Here is a 19,467-nt window from a genome sequence, read left to right as displayed (position 1 = left end):
GCCAGCCGCAGATCAGCGGCGGCGGCTTTCACGGGCGTTGGTGGCCCCATTGACCCGGATCAGGCGAATACCGGACAGATCTTCATTGGTTTGGCTGCGCGCGGCGCGCAGGGTCCGTGTGAACGCGCTTCCCACGGGTGTGGCTTTTTCGGGGTAGACGACGCGAAAGTCGTATTCCAGAACCGATGGATCGTCGTTTTCCACCGGGCGCAGCTCAACATCAAAGGCACCCTGTCGCGAAGCAACGCCCGTAGCGTAGATGATTGCACCGACCGGTGTACGCTCGATCCGCAACTCGCTCACTTCGGCGACCAGAACAGTGCGATCCTCGGCTTCGGGCTTGTCAAAAAGACCGCTGCCGGTTTTCTCAGGGATCAATGGGTTCACGTCGTCGCTGACTGGAGCCTCTGCGACCCGGGATGAGCCGAACCAGTTGGACGGGTTGATACGGGAGTCGCGCCAGCCGCCGCAGCCTGCCAGGACGATTGAACCGGCCAGAAGTAGTGATAGGGGTTTGCGCATGATATCCCGCCCGTTTGAGTTCTCCCTGAATGTGGTTACCCCATTGCAGCTGCGTTGAAAAGCGGTTGAAAACGCCGGGCGGTCGGCATAGGTCCTGAGCTGCCCGAAGTGAAACCGGAAAAGGGGTATCCTGCCCATGGCCAGCGCCGCGTTCGAAGAGATCGTCGAGGATTTCGAATTCCTGGAAGACTGGGAAGACCGCTATCGTCACGTCATCGATCAGGGCAAGGCGATGGAGCCTCTGGACGATGCCTTCAAGGTGCCTGCCACCAAGGTCGAGGGCTGTGCAAGCCAGGTCTGGCTGCATCCCACCCTCGAGAATGGGGTGTTCCGCTTTGACGGTGACAGCGACGCGATGATCGTGCGCGGGCTGATCGCGGTTCTGCGGGCGCTGTACAACGGGCTGTCCCCGGCCGATGTGCTTGCGGTAGATGCAAAGGCGGAACTCGGGCGTCTGGGGCTCAACGACCATCTGTCGACGCAGCGCTCAAACGGGCTGCGCGCCATGATCGAGCGCATTCGAGACATCGCCGCAGGCGCCTGACTGCAGGAGGGGCCTATTGCGACGGCGCGTTGGTTGCGTCGCGCGGGCCGCGTATGCGCAGGGTTCTGACAAACTCCCGTAGCAATGCGACCCGGCGCGGGCGAAAGCTTTCTGTTGTCTTTTCATAACCTTCAATGCGGGTGACATGGAAGCTGCGGAAATCCCGGCGTTTGCAGCACCAGGCGAGTAGCATCACATTGCGATCATGGTAGGACAGGGCGAGCGGATAGATCCGGCGCTCGGTGCGTACCTCTTTGAGGTCGCGATAGCCGATATCCAGGGCTTCTTCTGCCCACATTGCTTCCCGCAGGAGGGTCATGTCGATTGTCGGCTCCGGCGGCGTGTTGAACCGGTGTACCAGATTGACCGCATGCATGGCCTGACGCTGCTGGCGTTCTGGCAAGGTCGCAAGGATCTTGACCAGAGCGTCATTTGCAGCCTGCGCCAGATCGGCATCGCCACGCTGGTTCACATCTGCCAAACCCAGCGTCAGCGCTTCCAGTTCGATTTGGGTAAAGGTCTGCGGCGGCAGGGCGGGGTCCTCGGTCATGGTATAGCCCAGGCCTGCCTCGCCTTCGATCCGCGCCCCGGCAGCGCGCAGGCTGTCGATATCGCGGTAGATGGTGCGCTCGGACACCTCCATCGAAGCGGCCAGCCGCGCCGCCGTCACAGGCGGGCGCAAGCCTCGGATCAGATGGAGAAGTCGAAACAGGCGATCGCTCTTGGACATGGGGTATGGCTATCAAAACATCCTGACGGGAATTGGCAGGAAGATAGCCGCATAAGCAGCGCATCATCAATCCCAAGATGACAGACATGAAAACGAGAAGGTCTTTGATATGCCGAAACTTTTCCATTCCCCGAACAGCCGGTCCTCGCGCGTGATTGCCCAGTTGATGCAGATGGGTCATCTGAGCGATGTGGAGGTCGTGGTCGTCGATGTGCCGCGCCAGGACGGCGGCGGACGGCGCGACCCCGGCAACCCACACCCCGAAGGCAAGGTGCCGTTCCTGATCACCGACGATGGTCAGGAGGTACGCGAAAGCGCCGCCATCATGATGTACCTGGATGAGCAGTTCGGCCAGCCGCTCAACCCCAAACCCGGTTCAGTTGAACGCGGGGCTTACCTCAGCTGGATGGCCTATTATGGTGGCGTACTGGAGCCTGTTCTGGTCGCAGCCTTTGCGGGCATCGAACATCCTGCATTCGCTAGCACGTTCCGCAGCATGGAGGAGGTCGGTGCCGCACTTGAGCGCGGTCTTGGCGACAAGCCGTTTCTTCTGGGTGAAGACCTGAGCACGGCTGACATCCTCATGGCTTCGGCCTTTCAGTGGGCGCCTCAGTTCATGCCGGACAGTGCGGTGATCAAAACCTGGGTCAAACGGGTTGGCGAGGCAATGGACGGCGCAGCGCTTCAGGCCTATGAGACCGCCGCAATGGAGCAGCTCAGCGCGCTTGAACCCGCATAGGCAGCAGAATCCCGGCTGGTGTGCCTGCGCGGTGCGTCAGTCGGCAGCCCATCGGGTCAGGCTGATTTCAAGATCGCCATAGCCGGTGTGGCGATGTTCGAAGGCAAGTCCCATTCGCGCGGCACAGGCCTGCGCTTTCTCCAGCAAGGCCGGGTCCTTGATCTGCGACTGGTAGACCAGTTTCGTGTAGTTCCCAAAGATCAGGTCGCGCAGCTCGGGGTGTTTATCCAGCCCCATGGGGCGCCAGACAAAGGCATCGAACTGTTTGACGAGAAAGTCGGTCAGGTAAAAGGCGGTGATTTCCCCGTCTTTGGTGTGCTGCGCAAAGGTGTCGTTACCTTCAAAGAACGCATAGCAATGGGGGCCGGGAACCATCTCGACACCCAAGTCGGCGCATGCCCGCTCCAGCTGGCCGCCAGTGCCGCAATCGGCATAGACCACATAGATCTGATCATAGACCGACCGGTGTTTCAGAACCGCGCCTTCAACGGCCTGCGCGATCTGGTCTGGATATAGGTGCAGTTTGGCGGGCAGACAGGTCAGATCCATGTGATCCAGACCGTTCTTTTCCTTGATATCAAGGATCTCGCGTGCCAGCGCGCCGCAGCCGATCAAAAGGATCCGGCCTGTCTTCTTCTCGGGCGCGGCAAGGCCCTCGTCGCGCAAGGAGGCCTCATCCAGACTGCGCCCGGACGGGGGGCGGAAGGCAACCCGCTCTGTCAGGCGGGCTGCGCGTCCTTTGCGGGCCAAATCAGGCGCTCATCTGGTTGTGCTTGCGCGCAACAAAGTCCTTGGCGGTTTCCACGGCCACCGCGGCATCGCGGCAATAGGCGTCTGCGCCAATGGCCTTGCCGAACTCTTCGTTGAGCGGCGCGCCGCCCACCAGCACCACATAGTCGTCGCGCTTGCCCTGCTCGACCAGCGTGTCGATCACGACTTTCATGTAGGGCATGGTGGTGGTCAGCAATGCAGACATGCCAAGGATGTCTGGCTGGTGCTCTTCCAGTGCCTCCAGGTAGTTCTCAACCGGGTTGTTGATGCCCAGATCCACCACCTCGAAACCGGCGCCTTCCATCATCATCGAAACCAGGTTCTTGCCGATGTCGTGGATGTCGCCCTTGACCGTGCCGATCACCATGGAGCCCATGCGGGGCGCGCCGGTTTCGGCCAGCAGCGGTTTCAGGATGGCCATGCCGCCCTTCATTGCGTTTGCCGCAAGCAGCACCTCGGGCACGAACAGGATGCCATCGCGGAAGTCGGCGCCCACGATGGTCATGCCGCCCACCAGGGCCTCGGTCAGGATCTTGTACGGCGCCCAGCCGCGCTCCAGAAGGATGTTCACACCTTCCTCGATCTCTTCTTTCATCCCATCATAGAGATCGTCGAACATCTGCTGGACAAGTTCCTCATCGTCCAGCTCCGCCAGAATGATTTCGTCTTCTTCTTCCGACATGCGCCTATTCCTTGACTGGCGGGGAAACCCCGGCTTGGCCTTTTATTCGACTAATGGGCCAGAATGCCGCAGCGCGACTGCGAATTTGCGACACTGCCTTTATCCGAACCGACCTATAGGCGGAAAACATGCCGAATGATAATGAAGAATTCGCAAGGAAATCTTCGGTTTCACTTGTTTGTTCTTTATTTGCTCCCGCGGTTCTGCCATCTAAAAGGCATGACCTCTGTTTCAGACCAAACTTTGTTGCGTCGCAAAGCCCGCGCCAGCCTCAGCAATGCGTCAGGCCGCTTTGAGCCGGAGCGTGTTGCGGTTGATGATGGCTGGGTGCAGGAGGCGCCAAGCGATGTGATTCCCACCGAAATCCGGGAAGAACCTGCGCGCAGCATCATTACCTACAACCGCTCTCCCGATCTGCCGTTTGATCGCTCGATCAATCCCTACAGGGGATGCGAACATGGCTGCATCTACTGTTTTGCGCGCCCCAGCCACGCCTACCTGGGGCTGTCGCCGGGACTTGATTTTGAAACCCGCCTTATCGCCCGCCCCAATGCCCCCGACCTGCTGCGGCAACAGCTTTCTGCCAAACGCTATCGCGTGGCACCCATCGCCATCGGCACCAACACGGACCCTTATCAACCTTGCGAGCGGGACCATGAAATCACCCGGCGGTGCCTCGAGGTGCTGCGTGATTTTGGCCATCCTGTGGCTATCGTGACAAAGGGCGCGATGGTGGAACGCGATATCGATATTCTCGCGCCCATGGCGCATCTGGGTCTTGTCCGGGTCGGGATTTCAGTGACCACGCTGGACCCGGAACTGTCGCGCCGGATGGAGCCGCGCGCGCCGCTGCCCGCGCGCAGGCTGGCTGCGATGCGCAGGTTGACGGAGGCGGGGATCCCGGTGCGGATCATGACGTCGCCCATCGTGCCGGGGCTGACCGATCATGAGGTCGAGGCGCTTTTGGCCGCTGGAGCCGAAGCCGGAGCCGATGCCGCCAGCTGGATCATGCTGCGCTTGCCGCGCGAGGTCTCCGCGCTGTGGCAGGAGTGGCTTGCCGAGCATGAACCCAACCGCGCCCCGAAGGTGATGGCGCGCCTGCGGGACATGCATGGGGGGCGGGATTATGATCCGCGCTGGGGGCACCGGATGCGCGGCGAGGGAGAGTATGCCGACGTGATCGCCCGGCGCTTTCGCGCAGCGTGCAAGCGTCTTGGGCTGAATGAGAAATCACCGTCCTTGCGTTGTGATGTCTTCGCGGTTCCCCCGCAGCCTGGGGACCAACTGGTCCTTTTTTGAAAGACGAAGAATGCGTCAGAGCCTGAGAGAAAAGATAATTGCGGTTTGTGAGCGCAGGATTGCTCAGAAAGGTCCTGATGTGGGCCTGTCTTTCTATGCCTTCTTTGCAAACAGGAACGACGATCCAAAGCTGTTGATGGAGGCTGCCACGTGGTGGATTTCAACCCACCGTCTGGACCATTTTGAAAAGGCGGCGCGGATCCGTGAGATGGTGCGGGCGGGTGAATAACCTGCCACAAAAAAAGGGGCCTGCCTGGCCCCTTCCGATGTGTTGTGATCGAGATGAGATCAGCCGCGCCGGCGGCCCCGGCGGGTGCGACGCTCGCCAGCGTCAGAGGAATCCTCTCCGGTGCCATCGCTGGCCGAAGAAAACGGGCCAAGGACCTCGACGATACGTTCCAGCGTCGGGCGCTCACCGCGCGGACGGGTATCGAGCGCCTCGCGCATATGGCGCAGGTGGTCGGGCATGGTGCCACAGCAGCCACCAATGATCTTGGCTCCGCAATCGCGGGCCATCACCGCGTATTCCCCCATCAGTTCGGGGGTGCCATCATAATGGATATGCCCGTCGACGTATTTCGGAATACCGGCGTTGCCTTTTGAGATGATCGGGCGCTCGGTACCTTGTGCGGAAAATCCAAGTACCGTGCGCAGGATGTCCGAGGCGCCGGTCCCGCAGTTGGCGCCAAAGGCCAGCGGGGTATTGTCGAACTCCTCGACCAGCTGCGCAAGCGCGGCAGAGGTCACGCCCATCATGGTGCGGCCTGCGGTGTCAAAGCTCATGGTGCCACACCAGGGCATATCGGCCAGCTTGAAGGCTTCGGCTGCGGCGCGGAATTCCTCGGGGGCGGAAATCGTCTCGAGCCACAGGACATCGACGCCGCCCTCTTTCAGCGCATCGGCCTGTTCGTGGAACATTTCAACCGCCAATTCGTGGGAAAGCTCACCGACCGGTTGAAGGATTTCGCCAGTCGGGCCGACCGAACCGGCGACGGCGATCCTGCGTTCTGCCTTGTCGGCGACCTCGCGGCCGAGTTCCGCAGCCACCCGGTTGAGCTCGCGCACGCGGCCCTGGGCGTCATGCAGTTTCAGGCGCGCAGCCGTTCCGCCGAAAGAGTTGGTCAGGAACAGATCGCTGCCCGCATCAACGGATCCCTGATAGAGCGCCTTGATCTTTTGAGGTTCGTCCGTGTTCCACAGTTCCGGCGCATCGCCTGATTGAAGGCCCATGTTGAACAGGTTGGTGCCCGTGGCGCCATCAGCCAACAGAACGTCTTTGGTTTCCAGAAGCTGGGTGAAGGTGTTGCTCATCGCAGGTGCTTCCTGTCAAAAAGGTGAATGCCAAGGGCCGCAGGCCAGTCAGCAGGGATTCAGGTCCGTCCTGTCACGGAGAGCCGTTGAGGGCAAATGCATAATCCTCAAGTTCATTATGAAGTGCGTGCCCGGCCAGGTCCTCGCGGCTGAGATTGTCCGCGGTGGGGGCAATATGCCGAGACGCTTCGGGGGCCGGAACGACTGCATCAGGGCGGTGCACAAGGCGCAGCAGCTCCACCAGCGACAGTGCCATATGGGCCCAGGACTTGGCGGCGACATAGCGCGGCTCCCAAGTGGGCGCGAAACAGGATTTGAAACGGCGCAGCCCATCGTCGACACGGTGGGCCCAGCGATGGTCGGGCACGGCAGCAAGGGACAGGCGCGGGACATTTTCCTCGGCAGCGGCGGCGATTGCACTGCGGACCAGTGCGTGGCTGGTTCCGTCCGGCGCATCGGGGCGCAGGCGCATCAGATCAAGGCACCATTCCTTCGGTGTCTGATGCAGGGTAATGAACCCGTCAAGGCGCCCCTCCCGCCAGGCAATGAAGATGCGCTGATGCGCGATATAACCTGGTTCGAACTGCCCCATTGTGGTGCCGTGGGCGCGTCCGTGCGAAATCTGCCATTGCCTGTCGATCTCGGCCATTTGTTCGATTGGCAGGGACACGTGCGCGGGCAGGATCGTCACCCCGGCCTTTTCAGCGTGGCGCAGTTTTCGGCGCAACTGTCGGTGCGAGGATCCGCTGTCGCTGAATGTGGCGGGGTGAACAACGGCTTCTGCCGCGACGCGCAGAACCTTCCAGCCGACACCGCGCGCGGCAAGGCCGGTGCGGGCGCTGCATTTGTAAAGACAGGCAGAGGCGTTGCGACGGCGGGCATGGGCAGCCAGAAGCGGCAGAGTTTCGGGCAGATGCCCAGAGACAGGGTCGAAGAGGGCAATCGAGCATTGCGGGCTGTCCAGCATAGCAAGCTGGTTCAGTCCGAAGGCCTGCAGGTGGCCTCCGTTCTGCGCGATGATCGCCGCTTCGGCATTGGGGCGCTCAGCCGGTAGCTGATGCGCAGCACGCCTCTGGGTTCCGATCAGGGCTTCCTCTTGCGGAGGGCCGACGGACAGGGTGGCTTTGCGCGGCAACAGCAGTGCGATGCATGCGAGGGATGCCGGGACGACGTAGTAGACAAGGCGAAATGCCACAAGCGCCCCCAAAAGGACGCTGGTCTCGGTGCCGGGCAATAACGCGCAGACCGTCAGCTCAAGCGGGCCGGCCCCACCCGGCGCCGAGGACAGGATGGCTGCGCCAAGAGCAATGAAGTAGACGGTGATCATGCTGGCCCAGGTTACCTCCAGGCCGGTGGGCAGCAAGATCCAAAGTGCTGTGCCTGCGGCGATGACATCAAGGGCCGTCCAGCCGAGCAGGGCAGTCATTGCTATCAGGGAGGGCCAGCGCAGTTTGAGCTTTCCGATCCGCAGGGAAGGATACCAGAAACTGCCCGCCAATGCGGCCACAAACCCTGCGATCAGCGCGGCGCCCAGCCACCCCATGCCGGGCAGCACCGGATTGATCAGCAAGGCTGCGCCGCTGATGGCGGCGAGGGTGACCATGAAGGTGAATCCGACCAGGGCGGTAATCTGGGCGGCTTGCAGCGCGGTCAGCCCCGGCAGCATCCTCCAGCGTGCATATGCGCCGGTGATCAGCCCGAACCCCGTGGTTTGAGAAAAGGCAATGGCCGCCATGCCGGCGCGGCGGGCGCGTGGGCCTTGAGGCGCGCCATCGAAACCTGTTCCCAAGTGGCGATGCGCTACCGTGTCATACCGGCCAAGCGCCCAGAAGCTGACAGCGGTTGCCAGAAGGGCGGCGAACCAGCGCCAGGTGGGAATTGTGCTCAGGGTTTCGCCAAGCTCCTGCAGGGAGGGCAGCCCTACGCGCGCATCAAGCGCCCAAAGGCAAAGAACTGCCATCGCCAATGGGGCTGTCCACCGGATACCGGCGAGCACCGATCCAGAAAGCGTGCGTTTTGGACTGGTCATTGGCGTTCCTGTTGGTGCGCGCGGATTCGTGACGCCCCCACCATATTCACCAGACCTTGGCCAGAAGTTAACGAACACCCCCGGCAAAGACGCACAGTCCCGCGCATTCGCCCGGCCAGCGCATGTGCCCGGAAGCGCCGCTCAACGGGCGGGCCGACCCCGCCCCCCCCTGAGCGCCTGCCGCCTCCAGCAGGGCATTGCGGGCGCCGCCGCCCGGCCCACTGCCGACGGCGCCGCCCGTGCGACGGGGTTATTCTGCTTCTGTCATGATTTGTTCTTTGGCCACCGGCAACAGTTCCGCCATCTTGGCGCGGATCTCATCCGCGCTGGCAAGGCCATCGAGGTCCGCGGCGACTTTGCGCACGACATCCTCGTGACCGGCTTCCTCAAAATCCGACACGACGACGGTTTTGGCATAGCCATCTGCCTCGGCACCGGATTTGCCGAGTTTTTCTGCCGCCCAAAGACCCAGAAGTTTGTTGCAGCGCGCCTGTGCCTTGAACTGCATCTCCTCGTCATGCGCGAATTTCGCTTCAAAGGCCTGCTCACGGTTATCAAAGGTGCTCATCCGTTTCTCCTGTCTCGGATTGTCTGCTGTAATCAATATGTGCGGCGGGCAACGGTTGCGCAATAGTGGCCGCGCGGAATTGCGACGTGGCAGTCGGCAGGCCGGTGTCAATCAAATCGGTGGCATTGTTCGCCTGCTGTGACCGCGCGCCGCGCTTGCGGCGCAATGTCGCTTGCACTATGAGGGCGGCAAGACATCGGGATGGATTCCCGCCACGCACCCCCGAAAGGCTTCTCATGGCACGTCGCAAGAAGATTTACGAAGGCAAGGCCAAGACATTGTATGAAGGTCCCGAGCCGGGCACCATCGTGCAATACTTCAAGGACGACGCCACAGCGTTCAACGCCGAAAAGCGCGACGTGATCGAGGGCAAGGGCGTTCTGAACAACCTCCTGAGCGAGTTTTTCATGCTGGGGCTGGGGCAGATTGGTGTTCCGACCCACTTCCTGAAACGCCTCAACATGCGCGAACAACTGGTGCGCAGCTGCGAGATCATCCCGCTTGAGATCATCGTGCGTAACTATGCGGCCGGCAGCATCTCCAAGCGCCTTGGCATTGATGAGGGCACACAGCTTCCGCGCCCCATCGTGGAGTATTGCTACAAGGACGATGCGCTCGGCGATCCGCTGGTCACCGAAGAACACATCGCCGCCTTTGGCTGGGCCAGCCAGCAGGACATGGACGACATCCTGAGCCTCGCGCTGCGCGTCAATGATTTCCTGTCGGGCGTCATGCTGGCTGTCGGTATCCGCCTTGTGGACTTCAAGATCGAGATCGGGCGCGTTTACGAAGGCGACTTCCAGCGTTTGGTTGTCGCCGATGAGATCAGCCCGGACAGCTGCCGCCTGTGGGATATCGAGACGGGGCAGAAGCTCGACAAGGACGTGTTCCGCCGCGATCTGGGGAGCCTGACCGACGCCTACAGCGAGGTTGCGCGCCGTCTTGGTGTGATGCCGAACAACCCGCCTGCGCCGGGGAAGCCGACGCTGGTCAACTGACCGGCCCGGCCAGCGCAGACGAGACTTGAAACGAAAAGCCCACCGCCGGGCTTTGCCAGAAATAGCCAAGGGATGACGCGATGAAGGCACGGGTGCATGTGATGCTGAAAAACGGAGTTCTGGACCCCCAGGGCGAGGCCGTGCGCCATGCGCTTGGTGCCATGGGCTTTGACAAGGTCGAAGGGGTGCGTCAGGGCAAGGTGATCGATCTCGATCTCGCCGAAGGCGCCACCGAAGCGGATGTGACCGAGATGTGCGAAAAGCTGCTCGCCAACACCGTGATCGAATCCTACAGCATCGAGATGGTCTGATGAAAGCGGCGGTTGTTGTCTTTCCGGGATCCAACTGCGACCGGGATCTTGCGGTGGCCTTCGAGCGCGCGGGCTTCGATGTTTCGATGATCTGGCACAAGGACAGCGCGCTGCCCGCGGGCGTGGATATCGTCGGCGTGCCGGGCGGGTTTTCATACGGCGATTACCTGCGCTGCGGCGCCATTGCGGCCCAGTCGCCGATCTGTCAGGCGGTGGTGAATCACGCCAATCGCGGTGGCTATGCCATCGGGATCTGCAATGGCTTCCAGATCCTGACCGAGACGGGCATCCTGCCAGGAGCTCTGTTGCGCAATGCCGGGCTGAAGTACATCTGCCGCACAGTCGATCTGAAGGTTGAAACCTCAAACAGTGTCTTCACCGAAGCTTACAGTGCAGGCGATGTGATCGGCATCCCGATCGCGCATCACGACGGCAACTACTATGCCGACGCCGAGACTGTTGCGGCGCTTAAGGATCAGGACCGCGTTGCCTTTACCTACGTGGACAATCCCAATGGCTCGGTTGCCGATATCGCCGGGATCCTGTCCGAGAACCGCCGCGTTCTTGGCATGATGCCGCACCCGGAGCGCGCTGCTGACGAAGGGCATGGCGGCACGGACGGGGCGGCAGTCTTCCGCGCATTGGCAGGTATGGTCACCTCCGCATGACTTGAGGCGGGCGGGCAGGCGCAATAGATTTAAGATCATGTCCGCTTCGCCTGACCCCTCTACGCCGCGCATGGCCAAACGACGCCCCGCAACCCGGTCGGGTACGATCTCGTGGCGGGCGCGTCTTGGGCTGTTGTTTTTCATGGTCGTCGCCGGAACCACGGTCTGGGTCACCAACCGGATGCTCAGCGACCGCTTCACCGAAAGCACCCGTAACCGCGCCGAGCTGCGCCTGGCGCTTTACTCCGGCAACCTGGTCAGCGAATTGCGCCGCCACGCCATCGTGCCGCAGCTGCTCGCGCGGGATCAGGCGCTGATCGCAGCCCTGCAGAGCCAGGACTTCTCTCTTTCCACGCAACGGCTGATTTCTTTTGTCGAGGAAATCGGGGCGGCCTCTATCATGCTGCTGGCCAGTGACGGGCGCACCGTGGCGGCCACCAATCGGAACCGTCTTGGGGAAACCCACCGGAACGCGGCCTATTTCGTGGATGCGGTGCGCTCCAAGGCGACGGTGTTCTCTGTAATCGAGCGCGAGGTGGGCGGCTATCGCTTCACCTATTCGCGGCGCGTGGTGGATACCACCGGCACGCTTGGCGTCATCGTCATCGAAGTGGATCTGCAGAAATTCGAACGCGCCTGGGCCGGGATTTCCGACGCGGTCATGGTCAGCGATAGTACCGGCCGGATCGTTCTGGCGACCGAGGCACGCTGGCGTGGCAAGGAAGAGCGGGACGCGCTGCGCGTACAAACCCCTGAAGGGGCCATTCAGCGCGCGATCCGCGCCACCGCAGATTGGACCGTTCTGCCGGCCGACGCCTACCTTCAGGGCGAGGCGGTGATGCGGCTTGAGACGCGCGTGCCGTTTCAGGGCTGGCGACTGACGTCCTTTACCACCTATGCGTCGATCCGGGAGAAGGTGAACGCGGTTCTGGCGCTCGAGATCATGGGATTCGCCATCCTTCTGGCGCTCGCCTTTTACGCGCTGAGCCGCAAGACGGCGCTGCGCATGGCCCTGTTCCAGCGCGAGTCGGCAGAGCTTCGCGTATTGAACGCCCGCCTGCAGCGGGAAATTGCCGAGCGTGAACGGGTGCAGGAGACCCTTGCCGTTGCCGAGCAGAGCCTGGCGCAAAGCTCCAAACTGGCAGCGCTTGGGGAGATGTCCGCAGCGGTCAGCCACGAGCTGAACCAGCCGCTTGCGGCGATGAAGACCTACCTTGCCGGCGCGCGCTTGCTGCTTAACCGCAATCGCCCAGAGGAGGCGCTTGCCTCCTTCGGACGGATCGATGACCTGATCGAGCGGATGGGGGCGATCACGCGGCAGCTGAAGTCTTATGCGCGCAAGGCGGGCGATGCTTTTGCCCCTGTAAACATGGGAGACGCGCTTGCGTCCTCGCTGTCGATGATGGAGCCGCAGCTGCGTCAGCGGCAGGTCAAGATCACCCGCATCCTGCCAGACGAGCCGGTCTATGTGATGGGAGATCGCATGCGGCTTGAGCAGGTAATGGTCAACCTCTTGCGCAATGCGCTTGATGCCACCAAATCTGTCGAAGACCCCGAGGTTGAAATCCTGCTGGCGGCAGGGGAGACCGCGACTCTTTCGGTGCGCGACAACGGGGCAGGGATCAAGGATTTCGACAACCTGTTCGAGCCCTTCTACACCACCAAGCAGCCCGGTGACGGGGTGGGCTTGGGCCTTGCGATTTCCTCGGGGATCGTGAACGACCTTGGCGGACGGCTGATCGCACGCAACGGGCAAAACGGCGGCGCCGTTTTTGAAATGCAATTGCCGATCCTCGTCGAAGGGATCGAGGCTGCCGAGTAGGCGGCATCAAAGATGGAGAGGCCACTATGGCACAGGCTATGAAAATCGCGATCGTGGACGATGAACAGGATATGCGCCAGTCGATCAGCCAATGGCTGGCCCTCTCTGGGTATGACACAGAGACCTTCGCCAGCGCCGAAGACGCGCTCAAGGTGCTGGGGTCGGATTATCCGGGGATCGTCATCTCGGACATCAAGATGCCCGGCATGGACGGGATGCAGTTTCTGAAGAAACTGATGGGCAGCGACAGCGCCTTGCCGGTGATCATGATTACCGGCCATGGCGACGTGCCCATGGCCGTAGAGGCGATGCGGGTCGGCGCCTTTGATTTTCTCGAAAAGCCCTTCAATCCGGATCGCATGTCCGAGCTGGCGAAACGCGCCACGAATTCCCGCCGTCTGACGCTCGACAACCGCGCCCTGCGGCGCGAACTCTCCGATGGTGGGCAGATCATGAAGAAACTCATCGGGATGAGCCCGGTGATGGAGCGGCTGCGCGAGGATATCCTGGATCTGGGGCAGGCCGACGGTCACGTGCTGATCGACGGCGAGACCGGAACCGGCAAAACGCTGGTGGCGCATGCCCTGCACGCGGTCGGCAGCCGGGCCGGCAAGAAGTTCGTGCTGATCTCCTGCGCGGCATTTGAGGAAGATGCCCTGTCAAAGCGCCTCTTTGGTCCGATGCAGCCCGAGGACAGCCTCCTGCCTGCCATCGAAGAGGCCCGCGGCGGCACGCTCGTGCTCGAAGACATCGAGGCGTTGAGCGAGCCTTTGCAGGCGAAACTCCTGAGTGTGATCAATGAGCAGGGCATGCCGGGAGAGACCCGGATCATCGCAATTTCGAACCTGCAGGAGGCCGGCAAGACCTGCGAGGACGCCCTGCGCCCGGATCTGTTTTACCGGCTCGCTGCATTGCGTATCACTGTGCCGCCCCTGCGTCAGCGCGGCGAGGATATCCTGACGCTCTTTACCCGCCTCAGCGAGCAGTTCGCCGAGGAATATGGGTGCGATGCGCCACAGGTGACGGCGCAGGAAGCGGCACAGCTCTTGCAGGCGCCCTGGCCGGGCAACGTACGCCAGCTTATCAACGTGGCCGAACGGGCCGTGCTGCAATCGCGTCGCGGGTCGGGAACCATCGCCTCGCTCCTGATGTCGGATCACGATGAAATGCAGCCGGTAATGACCACCGAGGGCAAGCCGCTGAAAGAATACGTCGAAGCCTTTGAACGCATGCTGATCGACAACACGATGCGGCGCCACAAGGGATCGATCGCCTCGGTCATGGAGGAGTTGTGCCTGCCGCGCCGGACCCTGAACGAAAAAATGGCAAAGTACGGTTTGCAGCGGTCCGACTATCTGGGCTGAAAGGGCCCCCGCGTGATTGTGATTTGACGCCAAAAGCAGGTTTGTGCCTGCTTTTGTTAATCATTTTGACCTAAAGCAGAATAGTTTACACTTTCACGAGTGCCTGTTGCGAATGGCCATTGTCATTTCCCGGCGACAGGCCTTATGGTGATTAGACGGGGCCTTCGCACCTTTGTTGTGGCGCCCCAGATGAGATTCGCTGCGTCTTTCTTTTGTCCGGCATGATCCGAGAAAGCAGATGCAGACCGATTTGTCCCGGTAACCGGGGCAGCCAAACACCTCTTCCGGGATCGCCGGGAAGGAATAACATGGCAGGGTTCGGGATATCCCACCTGTCGGAGAAGAACCGCGATGACGCGCGCGCGAGCGAAGAGCATACAGGACAAAGGGCCGGACGGATGTTCCGGGATCCTGCCCTGCGGCGCGACGTCTGAAATCGCCCTGACAAGACACCCCCCAAGACATGCGCGCCCCCCTGGAAGAGGGAGGCCTCCGTTTGCACTGGGCAGGTGCACCAAGGACACATGGCCAAGAAGATGCTTATCGATGCCACCCACGCGGAAGAGACCCGCGTTGTGGTGGTTGACGGAAACAAGGTTGAAGAATTCGATTTTGAATCCGAAAACAAACGCCAGCTTGCTGGCAATATCTACCTCGCAAAAGTAACCCGGGTCGAACCGTCTCTTCAGGCGGCCTTCGTGGACTATGGCGGCAATCGTCATGGCTTCCTGGCGTTTTCGGAAATTCATCCCGATTATTACCAGATCCCCGTCGCCGACCGCGAGGCGCTGATGGAGGAAGAGCGCGCCTATGCCGAGGCGATGCGGGCCAAAGATGAGGCCGAAGAGGAAAAACCCTCTCGCTCCCGTTCGCGTAGCCGCAAGTCTCCGCGCAGCAAGGCGGCCTCTGCCAGCTCTACGGATGCGGTGGAAACCAAAGAGATTGCCATTGACGATTTGGAAGCTGGGTCCTCCGCGTCCGATGCGGCAAGTGAGATCGCTGGAATGGAAACCATCGACCTCGGCGCGGATGATGCCGCAGCAGAGGACAAGCTTGCCGAGGTGCCCGAGGGGACCTCGCCGATGGAGCGTGTCGCTGAAACGCCCGTCGAAGAGCCCGAGACGGACGACACCGCTTCCGACGCTGGCGAAGACAGCGAAGCTGTTGGTGACGCAGGCGAAGACAGCGCCGCAGGCGAAACGGAAGAGCCCATTGCTCAGACCGATACGGTGGACAGCGACGAAACACAGCCCGATGACGATGCGGATGACGAGGACGGCGAAAAGAAGCCCGACGCCGCCGCTAAGGACGAGAGCATCGAGTCCGTTGCTGACGATGACGACAGCGAGGACATCCGCCCGCCGCGCAAGCCACGTCCGCGCCGCTACAAGATCCAGGAAGTCATCAAGGTCCGCCAGGTTCTTCTGGTGCAGGTCGTCAAGGAAGAGCGTGGCAACAAGGGCGCGGCCCTGACCACATACCTGTCGCTGGCAGGCCGCTATTGCGTCTTGATGCCGAACACCGCCCGTGGCGGTGGTATCAGCCGCAAGATCACCAATGCCGCCGACCGCAAGAAGCTGAAAGACATTGCTGCCGAGTTGGACGTGCCTCAGGGCGCGGGCCTGATCGTGCGCACGGCTGGGGCGAAACGCACCAAGGCCGAGATCAAGCGTGACTATGAATACCTCCAGCGACTCTGGGAGCAGATCCGCGAGCTGACGCTGAAATCGATTGCACCCGCGAAGATCTATGAAGAGGGCGACCTGATCAAGCGCTCGATCCGCGACCTTTACAACCGCGAGATCGACGAGGTTCTGGTGGAAGGCGAGCGCGGTTATCGCATCGCCAAGGACTTCATGAAGATGATCATGCCGTCCCACGCCAAGAACGTGAAGAACTACAACGAGTCTCTTCCGCTCTTTGCGCGCTATCAGGTGGAAAGCTATCTGGCGGGCATGTTCAATCCGACGGTGCAGCTGAAATCCGGTGGTTATATCGTGATCGGCGTGACCGAGGCGCTGGTGGCCATCGATGTGAACTCTGGCCGCGCCACCAAGGAAGCCTCGATCGAGGAAACCGCGCTCAAGACCAACCTGGAGGCTGCCGAGGAGGTGGCTCGCCAGCTTCGCCTGCGCGATCTTGCGGGCCTGATTGTCATCGACTTCATCGACATGGACGAGCGCAAGAACAATGCCGCCGTCGAAAAGCGGATGAAGGACAAGCTGAAGACAGACCGTGCGCGTATTCAGGTTGGCCGGATCTCTGGCTTTGGCCTGATGGAAATGTCGCGTCAGCGTCTGCGCCCCGGCATGATCGAGGCCACGACTGCGCCGTGCCCGCATTGCCATGGAACCGGGTTGATTCGTTCGGACGATTCCCTTGCGCTGTCGATCCTGCGTCAGATCGAGGAGGAAGGCACCCGTCGCCGCTCACGTGAGGTTCTGGTGAAATGCCCTGTTGCGATTGCCAACTACCTGATGAACCAGAAGCGTGACCACATCGCCCAGATTGAAGCGCGCTACGGCATGTCGGTGCGGATCGAAGGGGACGTGCATCTGGTCAGCCCCGATTTCGTGCTGGAGAAGTTCAAGACCGCTTCACGTGCGGTGCCGGTTGCGGCGGCACCCGTCGTCTCGGTCGATACCTCGATCATGGATGAGGTGGACGCGGATGAGACCGCAGCCGAGGCCGCTGCCGCTGCCGCTGAAAGCGAGGCAGAGGACAACCAGCCCGAGGCGGAAGGTGACGCAAAGCCCAAGCGCAAACGTCGTCGCCGTCGTCGCCGCAAGTCCGGCTCGTCCGAAGGGGACAATGGCGAGAATGGATCTGCCAATGCCGACGCTGAGGCTGATGGCGCAGACGAGACCGGCGGCTCCAATGAGGGGGCAGAAGATGCCGCTGAACCGGAGGCGCAGCCGGACGCGGATCAATCTGAGGCCGCAGTCGAAGGCGAAGCCGAAGAGGGCGCTGCCGAAACAGAAGAGAAGCCCAGGAAGAAAACCCGCAAGCGCCGTAGTCGGAGCCGTAAGCCGATCGATAAGGACGCAGAAGCAGAGAGCAAGGATCCTCAGCAAGAGACCACTGACGCAGCCGAGGCTGATGAGGCCCCTGTAGCAGAGCAGGCCGAAGCTCCGTCCGATGCCGCCGCGCAAGAGCAGACGGCAGAGCCTGAGGCTGGCGAGGTGACGGAGGAGGTCGCCGAAACCACTGAGCTGCAGGCTGGAGTTGCTGAACAGGAGGCTGCAACCGAGGCCCCGGAAGCAAAGGTGATCGCCGCGACCGAAGGGGACGCAGAAGAGACACCGGTCCCTGATGAGGCTGCAGCTACACCTGAAGCCACCGCCGAGGCTGAAGACGCCCCTGCGGGAGAGGACGCCTCCGAACCGGAAACCGAAACGGTCGAAAAGCCCGAGCCGGAACTGGTCGCAGCCGAGGCAGAGGTTGCCCCGACCCCGGAACCGGACAGCCCGTCAAAGCCCAAGCGCCGCGGCTGGTGGTCTCTGGGCGGTTGATCCCACGAACGAAAGGCGGTCCCCTTGGGGCCGCCTTTTTCGTTTAAAGGAAGACGGCCTGATGTGCCAACATGACGACCTGCTGCAAGAGATCCTGGCCTGCGAAACGGCGGTTTGGCAGGCACTGCAGAATGGGGACGTTGCGGCGGACCGAGCGGCACTGCACCCGAAATTTCTGGGCGTCTATCCCAGCGGCTTTGCCGGCCGGGACGCGCACAGCGGTCAGTTGCTGAACGGCCCCACGGTGGCGCGCTTTGCCTTGTCCAAGGCCCGCATCCTGACGCTGGCAGCAGATTGCGCTCTTTTGGCCTATCTCGCGACCTACCATCTGCCTGGCGATGAAACCGAACGCGCCATGTATGTCAGTTCGGTCTGGAAACGGGAGGGGGCGGGATGGATCAACGTCTTCAGCCAGGACACCGAAGCCCTGCCAGAGGGCGTGCAAACCCCGCTGCCCTGATCAAGGGCAGGCGCTTTTGACGCTCAGCCGCCTTTGCGGATCCGATAGATCTGGTGGTCCGGCGCGTCGCTTTGTCCCAGGAACTCATGCCCCGCCTCGGTGCAGAAATGGGGCACGTCGACGATAGCGGCCGGATCGTCGGCCAGGATCGTCAATACTTCGCCTTGCGCCAATGATTTCAATCGCTTGCGGGCCTTCAGTACGGGCAGGGGGCACAACAGGCCGATGGCATCGAGGGTGGGTGTGGTATCGCTCATATCCCATCAGATAATCCGGCCTTCACGGCCTGTCCACAAGGATGTGACCATGCCCCCCCGTGACCTTTGCGCAGTCCTCCTCTAAGTGAGTGTCATGTTTGGAATTGAGATCATCGACGCAGGACTGATTCCTGCCATGTTCGTGGCGCTGGTGGCCGGTTTGATCAGCTTCCTGTCGCCCTGTGTGCTGCCCATTGTGCCGCCTTATCTTGCCTATATGAGCGGCGTGACCATCGGCGAGATGCAGGGCACTGAAACGGCCCGGCGCAAGGTTATCGTCTCGGCCCTGTTCTTTGTGCTGGGGCTGTCGACGGTCTTTCTCCTGCTGGGGTTCACGGCCTCGGCCTTCGGAGCCTTCGTGCTGCAAAACCAGGAGCTGTTCGCGAAGATCTCGGGCGTGGTGGTGATCGTCTTTGGCCTGCACTTCCTGTCAGTGTTCCGCATCCCGATCCTGGACCGGGAGGCGCGGATGGATGCGGGAGAGTCTGGCGGCTCGGCCCTTGGTGCCTATGTTCTGGGGCTGGCCTTTGCCTTTGGCTGGACGCCCTGCATTGGCCCGCAACTGGGCGCGATCCTGTCGCTGGCCGCCTCTGAGGCGTCTGTCAGCCGCGGCACGATCCTTTTGGGGGTCTATGCGCTTGGCCTTGGGGTCCCGTTTCTTTTGGCCGCGATCTTCCTCAATCGATCAATGGCGCTGATGAACCGGATGAAGCGCCATATGGGCCTCATTGAGAAACTGATGGGGGGGCTGTTGCTCTTTGTCGGGTTCATGCTGGTGACGGGACTTTTCTCCACCTTCTCATGGTGGTTGTTGGAGACCTTCCCCGCGCTGGCTGCGCTCGGCTGAGAAACACACGGCCAACACTCTGATCCTGGGGGC

20 protein-coding genes are annotated in these 19,467 nt (G+C 61.6%); 12 read left to right on the top strand and 8 right to left on the bottom strand.

The window, feature by feature from the left end; all coding sequences use genetic code 11:
• Positions 1-12 precede the first annotated feature (12 nt).
• Positions 13-522 (bottom strand): hypothetical protein, encoded by a 510-nt coding sequence (locus tag AADA15_RS01380; RefSeq protein ID WP_341639749.1) that lies wholly within the window; start codon positions 520-522, stop codon positions 13-15.
• Positions 523-658: 136 nt separating this feature from the next.
• Between AADA15_RS01380 and AADA15_RS01375 the strand changes: the two genes are divergently transcribed.
• Entirely contained in the window at positions 659-1,066 is a 408-nt protein-coding gene (locus tag AADA15_RS01375) for a SufE family protein (protein ID WP_341639748.1), read from the top strand.
• Positions 1,067-1,079: 13 nt separating this feature from the next.
• On the opposite strand, the gene AADA15_RS01370 is transcribed toward AADA15_RS01375, so the two are convergent.
• The gene (locus AADA15_RS01370) at positions 1,080-1,796 is read right to left on the bottom strand and encodes a helix-turn-helix transcriptional regulator (protein WP_341639747.1); all 717 of its coding nucleotides are present in this window, start codon (positions 1,794-1,796) and stop codon (positions 1,080-1,082) included.
• Between the two features lie 109 nt (positions 1,797-1,905).
• On the opposite strand from AADA15_RS01370, the gene AADA15_RS01365 reads away from it, so the two are divergent.
• A complete protein-coding gene (locus AADA15_RS01365) occupies positions 1,906-2,535 on the top strand; it encodes a glutathione S-transferase family protein (RefSeq protein WP_341639746.1) in 630 nt (209 codons plus the stop codon).
• Positions 2,536-2,571: 36 nt separating this feature from the next.
• On the opposite strand, the gene AADA15_RS01360 is transcribed toward AADA15_RS01365, so the two are convergent.
• Complete coding sequence (locus AADA15_RS01360; RefSeq protein ID WP_341639745.1) at positions 2,572-3,285, bottom strand: DUF1638 domain-containing protein; 714 nt, start codon at positions 3,283-3,285, stop codon at positions 2,572-2,574.
• 1 nt (position 3,286) lies between these two features.
• Positions 3,287-3,988 (bottom strand): corrinoid protein, encoded by a 702-nt coding sequence (locus AADA15_RS01355; RefSeq protein ID WP_341639744.1) that lies wholly within the window; start codon positions 3,986-3,988, stop codon positions 3,287-3,289.
• Positions 3,989-4,207: 219 nt separating this feature from the next.
• Here AADA15_RS01355 and AADA15_RS01350 point away from each other — a divergent pair, with 219 nt between their 5' ends.
• Together AADA15_RS01350 and AADA15_RS01345 are read left to right on the top strand one after the other, a co-directional pair.
• Positions 4,208-5,287: a PA0069 family radical SAM protein gene (locus AADA15_RS01350; protein WP_341639743.1), complete on the top strand. Its 1,080-nt coding sequence runs from the start codon at positions 4,208-4,210 to the stop codon at positions 5,285-5,287.
• A gap of 10 nt (positions 5,288-5,297) precedes the next feature.
• The gene (locus tag AADA15_RS01345; RefSeq protein WP_341639742.1) at positions 5,298-5,516 is read left to right on the top strand and encodes a DUF6500 family protein; all 219 of its coding nucleotides are present in this window, start codon (positions 5,298-5,300) and stop codon (positions 5,514-5,516) included.
• A gap of 59 nt (positions 5,517-5,575) precedes the next feature.
• Here AADA15_RS01345 and bmt read toward each other — a convergent pair whose 3' ends face one another.
• From bmt to AADA15_RS01330, 3 genes are all read right to left on the bottom strand, one after another.
• On the bottom strand, positions 5,576-6,598 hold the full coding sequence (bmt, locus tag AADA15_RS01340; protein ID WP_341639741.1) for a betaine--homocysteine S-methyltransferase: 1,023 nt from the start codon (positions 6,596-6,598) through the stop codon (positions 5,576-5,578).
• A gap of 73 nt (positions 6,599-6,671) precedes the next feature.
• Entirely contained in the window at positions 6,672-8,627 is a 1,956-nt protein-coding gene (locus AADA15_RS01335) for a phosphatidylglycerol lysyltransferase domain-containing protein (protein ID WP_341639740.1), read from the bottom strand.
• A 250-nt stretch (positions 8,628-8,877) separates the two neighbouring features.
• A complete protein-coding gene (locus AADA15_RS01330; protein WP_341639739.1) occupies positions 8,878-9,195 on the bottom strand; it encodes a DUF1476 domain-containing protein in 318 nt (105 codons plus the stop codon).
• 236 nt (positions 9,196-9,431) lie between these two features.
• Between AADA15_RS01330 and purC the strand changes: the two genes are divergently transcribed.
• The 7 genes from purC to AADA15_RS01295 all read left to right on the top strand — a co-directional run bounded on the left by purC (position 9,432) and on the right by AADA15_RS01295 (position 18,330).
• A complete protein-coding gene (gene purC, locus AADA15_RS01325) occupies positions 9,432-10,193 on the top strand; it encodes a phosphoribosylaminoimidazolesuccinocarboxamide synthase (protein WP_341639738.1) in 762 nt (253 codons plus the stop codon).
• An 80-nt stretch (positions 10,194-10,273) separates the two neighbouring features.
• Entirely contained in the window at positions 10,274-10,504 is a 231-nt protein-coding gene (gene purS / locus AADA15_RS01320; protein WP_192966788.1) for a phosphoribosylformylglycinamidine synthase subunit PurS, read from the top strand.
• Positions 10,504-11,172: a phosphoribosylformylglycinamidine synthase subunit PurQ gene (gene purQ, locus AADA15_RS01315; protein WP_341639737.1), complete on the top strand. Its 669-nt coding sequence runs from the start codon at positions 10,504-10,506 to the stop codon at positions 11,170-11,172. Before purS ends, purQ begins: the two co-directional genes overlap by 1 nt.
• A 37-nt stretch (positions 11,173-11,209) precedes the next feature.
• The gene (locus AADA15_RS01310) at positions 11,210-12,994 is read left to right on the top strand and encodes an ATP-binding protein (RefSeq protein WP_341639736.1); all 1,785 of its coding nucleotides are present in this window, start codon (positions 11,210-11,212) and stop codon (positions 12,992-12,994) included.
• A 26-nt stretch (positions 12,995-13,020) separates the two neighbouring features.
• Complete coding sequence (locus tag AADA15_RS01305) at positions 13,021-14,358, top strand: sigma-54-dependent transcriptional regulator (protein ID WP_341639735.1); 1,338 nt, start codon at positions 13,021-13,023, stop codon at positions 14,356-14,358.
• Between the two features lie 524 nt (positions 14,359-14,882).
• Positions 14,883-17,870, top strand: coding sequence for an Rne/Rng family ribonuclease (locus AADA15_RS01300; RefSeq protein ID WP_341639734.1), 2,988 nt, complete (start codon positions 14,883-14,885; stop codon positions 17,868-17,870).
• Between the two features lie 61 nt (positions 17,871-17,931).
• Positions 17,932-18,330: a DUF4440 domain-containing protein gene (locus AADA15_RS01295; protein WP_341639733.1), complete on the top strand. Its 399-nt coding sequence runs from the start codon at positions 17,932-17,934 to the stop codon at positions 18,328-18,330.
• 23 nt (positions 18,331-18,353) lie between these two features.
• Here AADA15_RS01295 and AADA15_RS01290 read toward each other — a convergent pair whose 3' ends face one another.
• A complete protein-coding gene (locus AADA15_RS01290; protein ID WP_341639732.1) occupies positions 18,354-18,587 on the bottom strand; it encodes a sulfurtransferase TusA family protein in 234 nt (77 codons plus the stop codon).
• A gap of 94 nt (positions 18,588-18,681) precedes the next feature.
• Between AADA15_RS01290 and AADA15_RS01285 the strand changes: the two genes are divergently transcribed.
• The gene (locus AADA15_RS01285; protein WP_341639731.1) at positions 18,682-19,434 is read left to right on the top strand and encodes a cytochrome c biogenesis CcdA family protein; all 753 of its coding nucleotides are present in this window, start codon (positions 18,682-18,684) and stop codon (positions 19,432-19,434) included.
• The last annotated feature ends 33 nt before the right edge of the window (positions 19,435-19,467 follow it).

It is taken from the genome of Phycobacter sedimenti (assembly GCF_038148855.1).
GTDB classification, from domain to species: domain Bacteria; phylum Pseudomonadota; class Alphaproteobacteria; order Rhodobacterales; family Rhodobacteraceae; genus Phycobacter; species Phycobacter sedimenti.
This window is presented reverse-complemented; position numbering and strand designations above follow the sequence as displayed.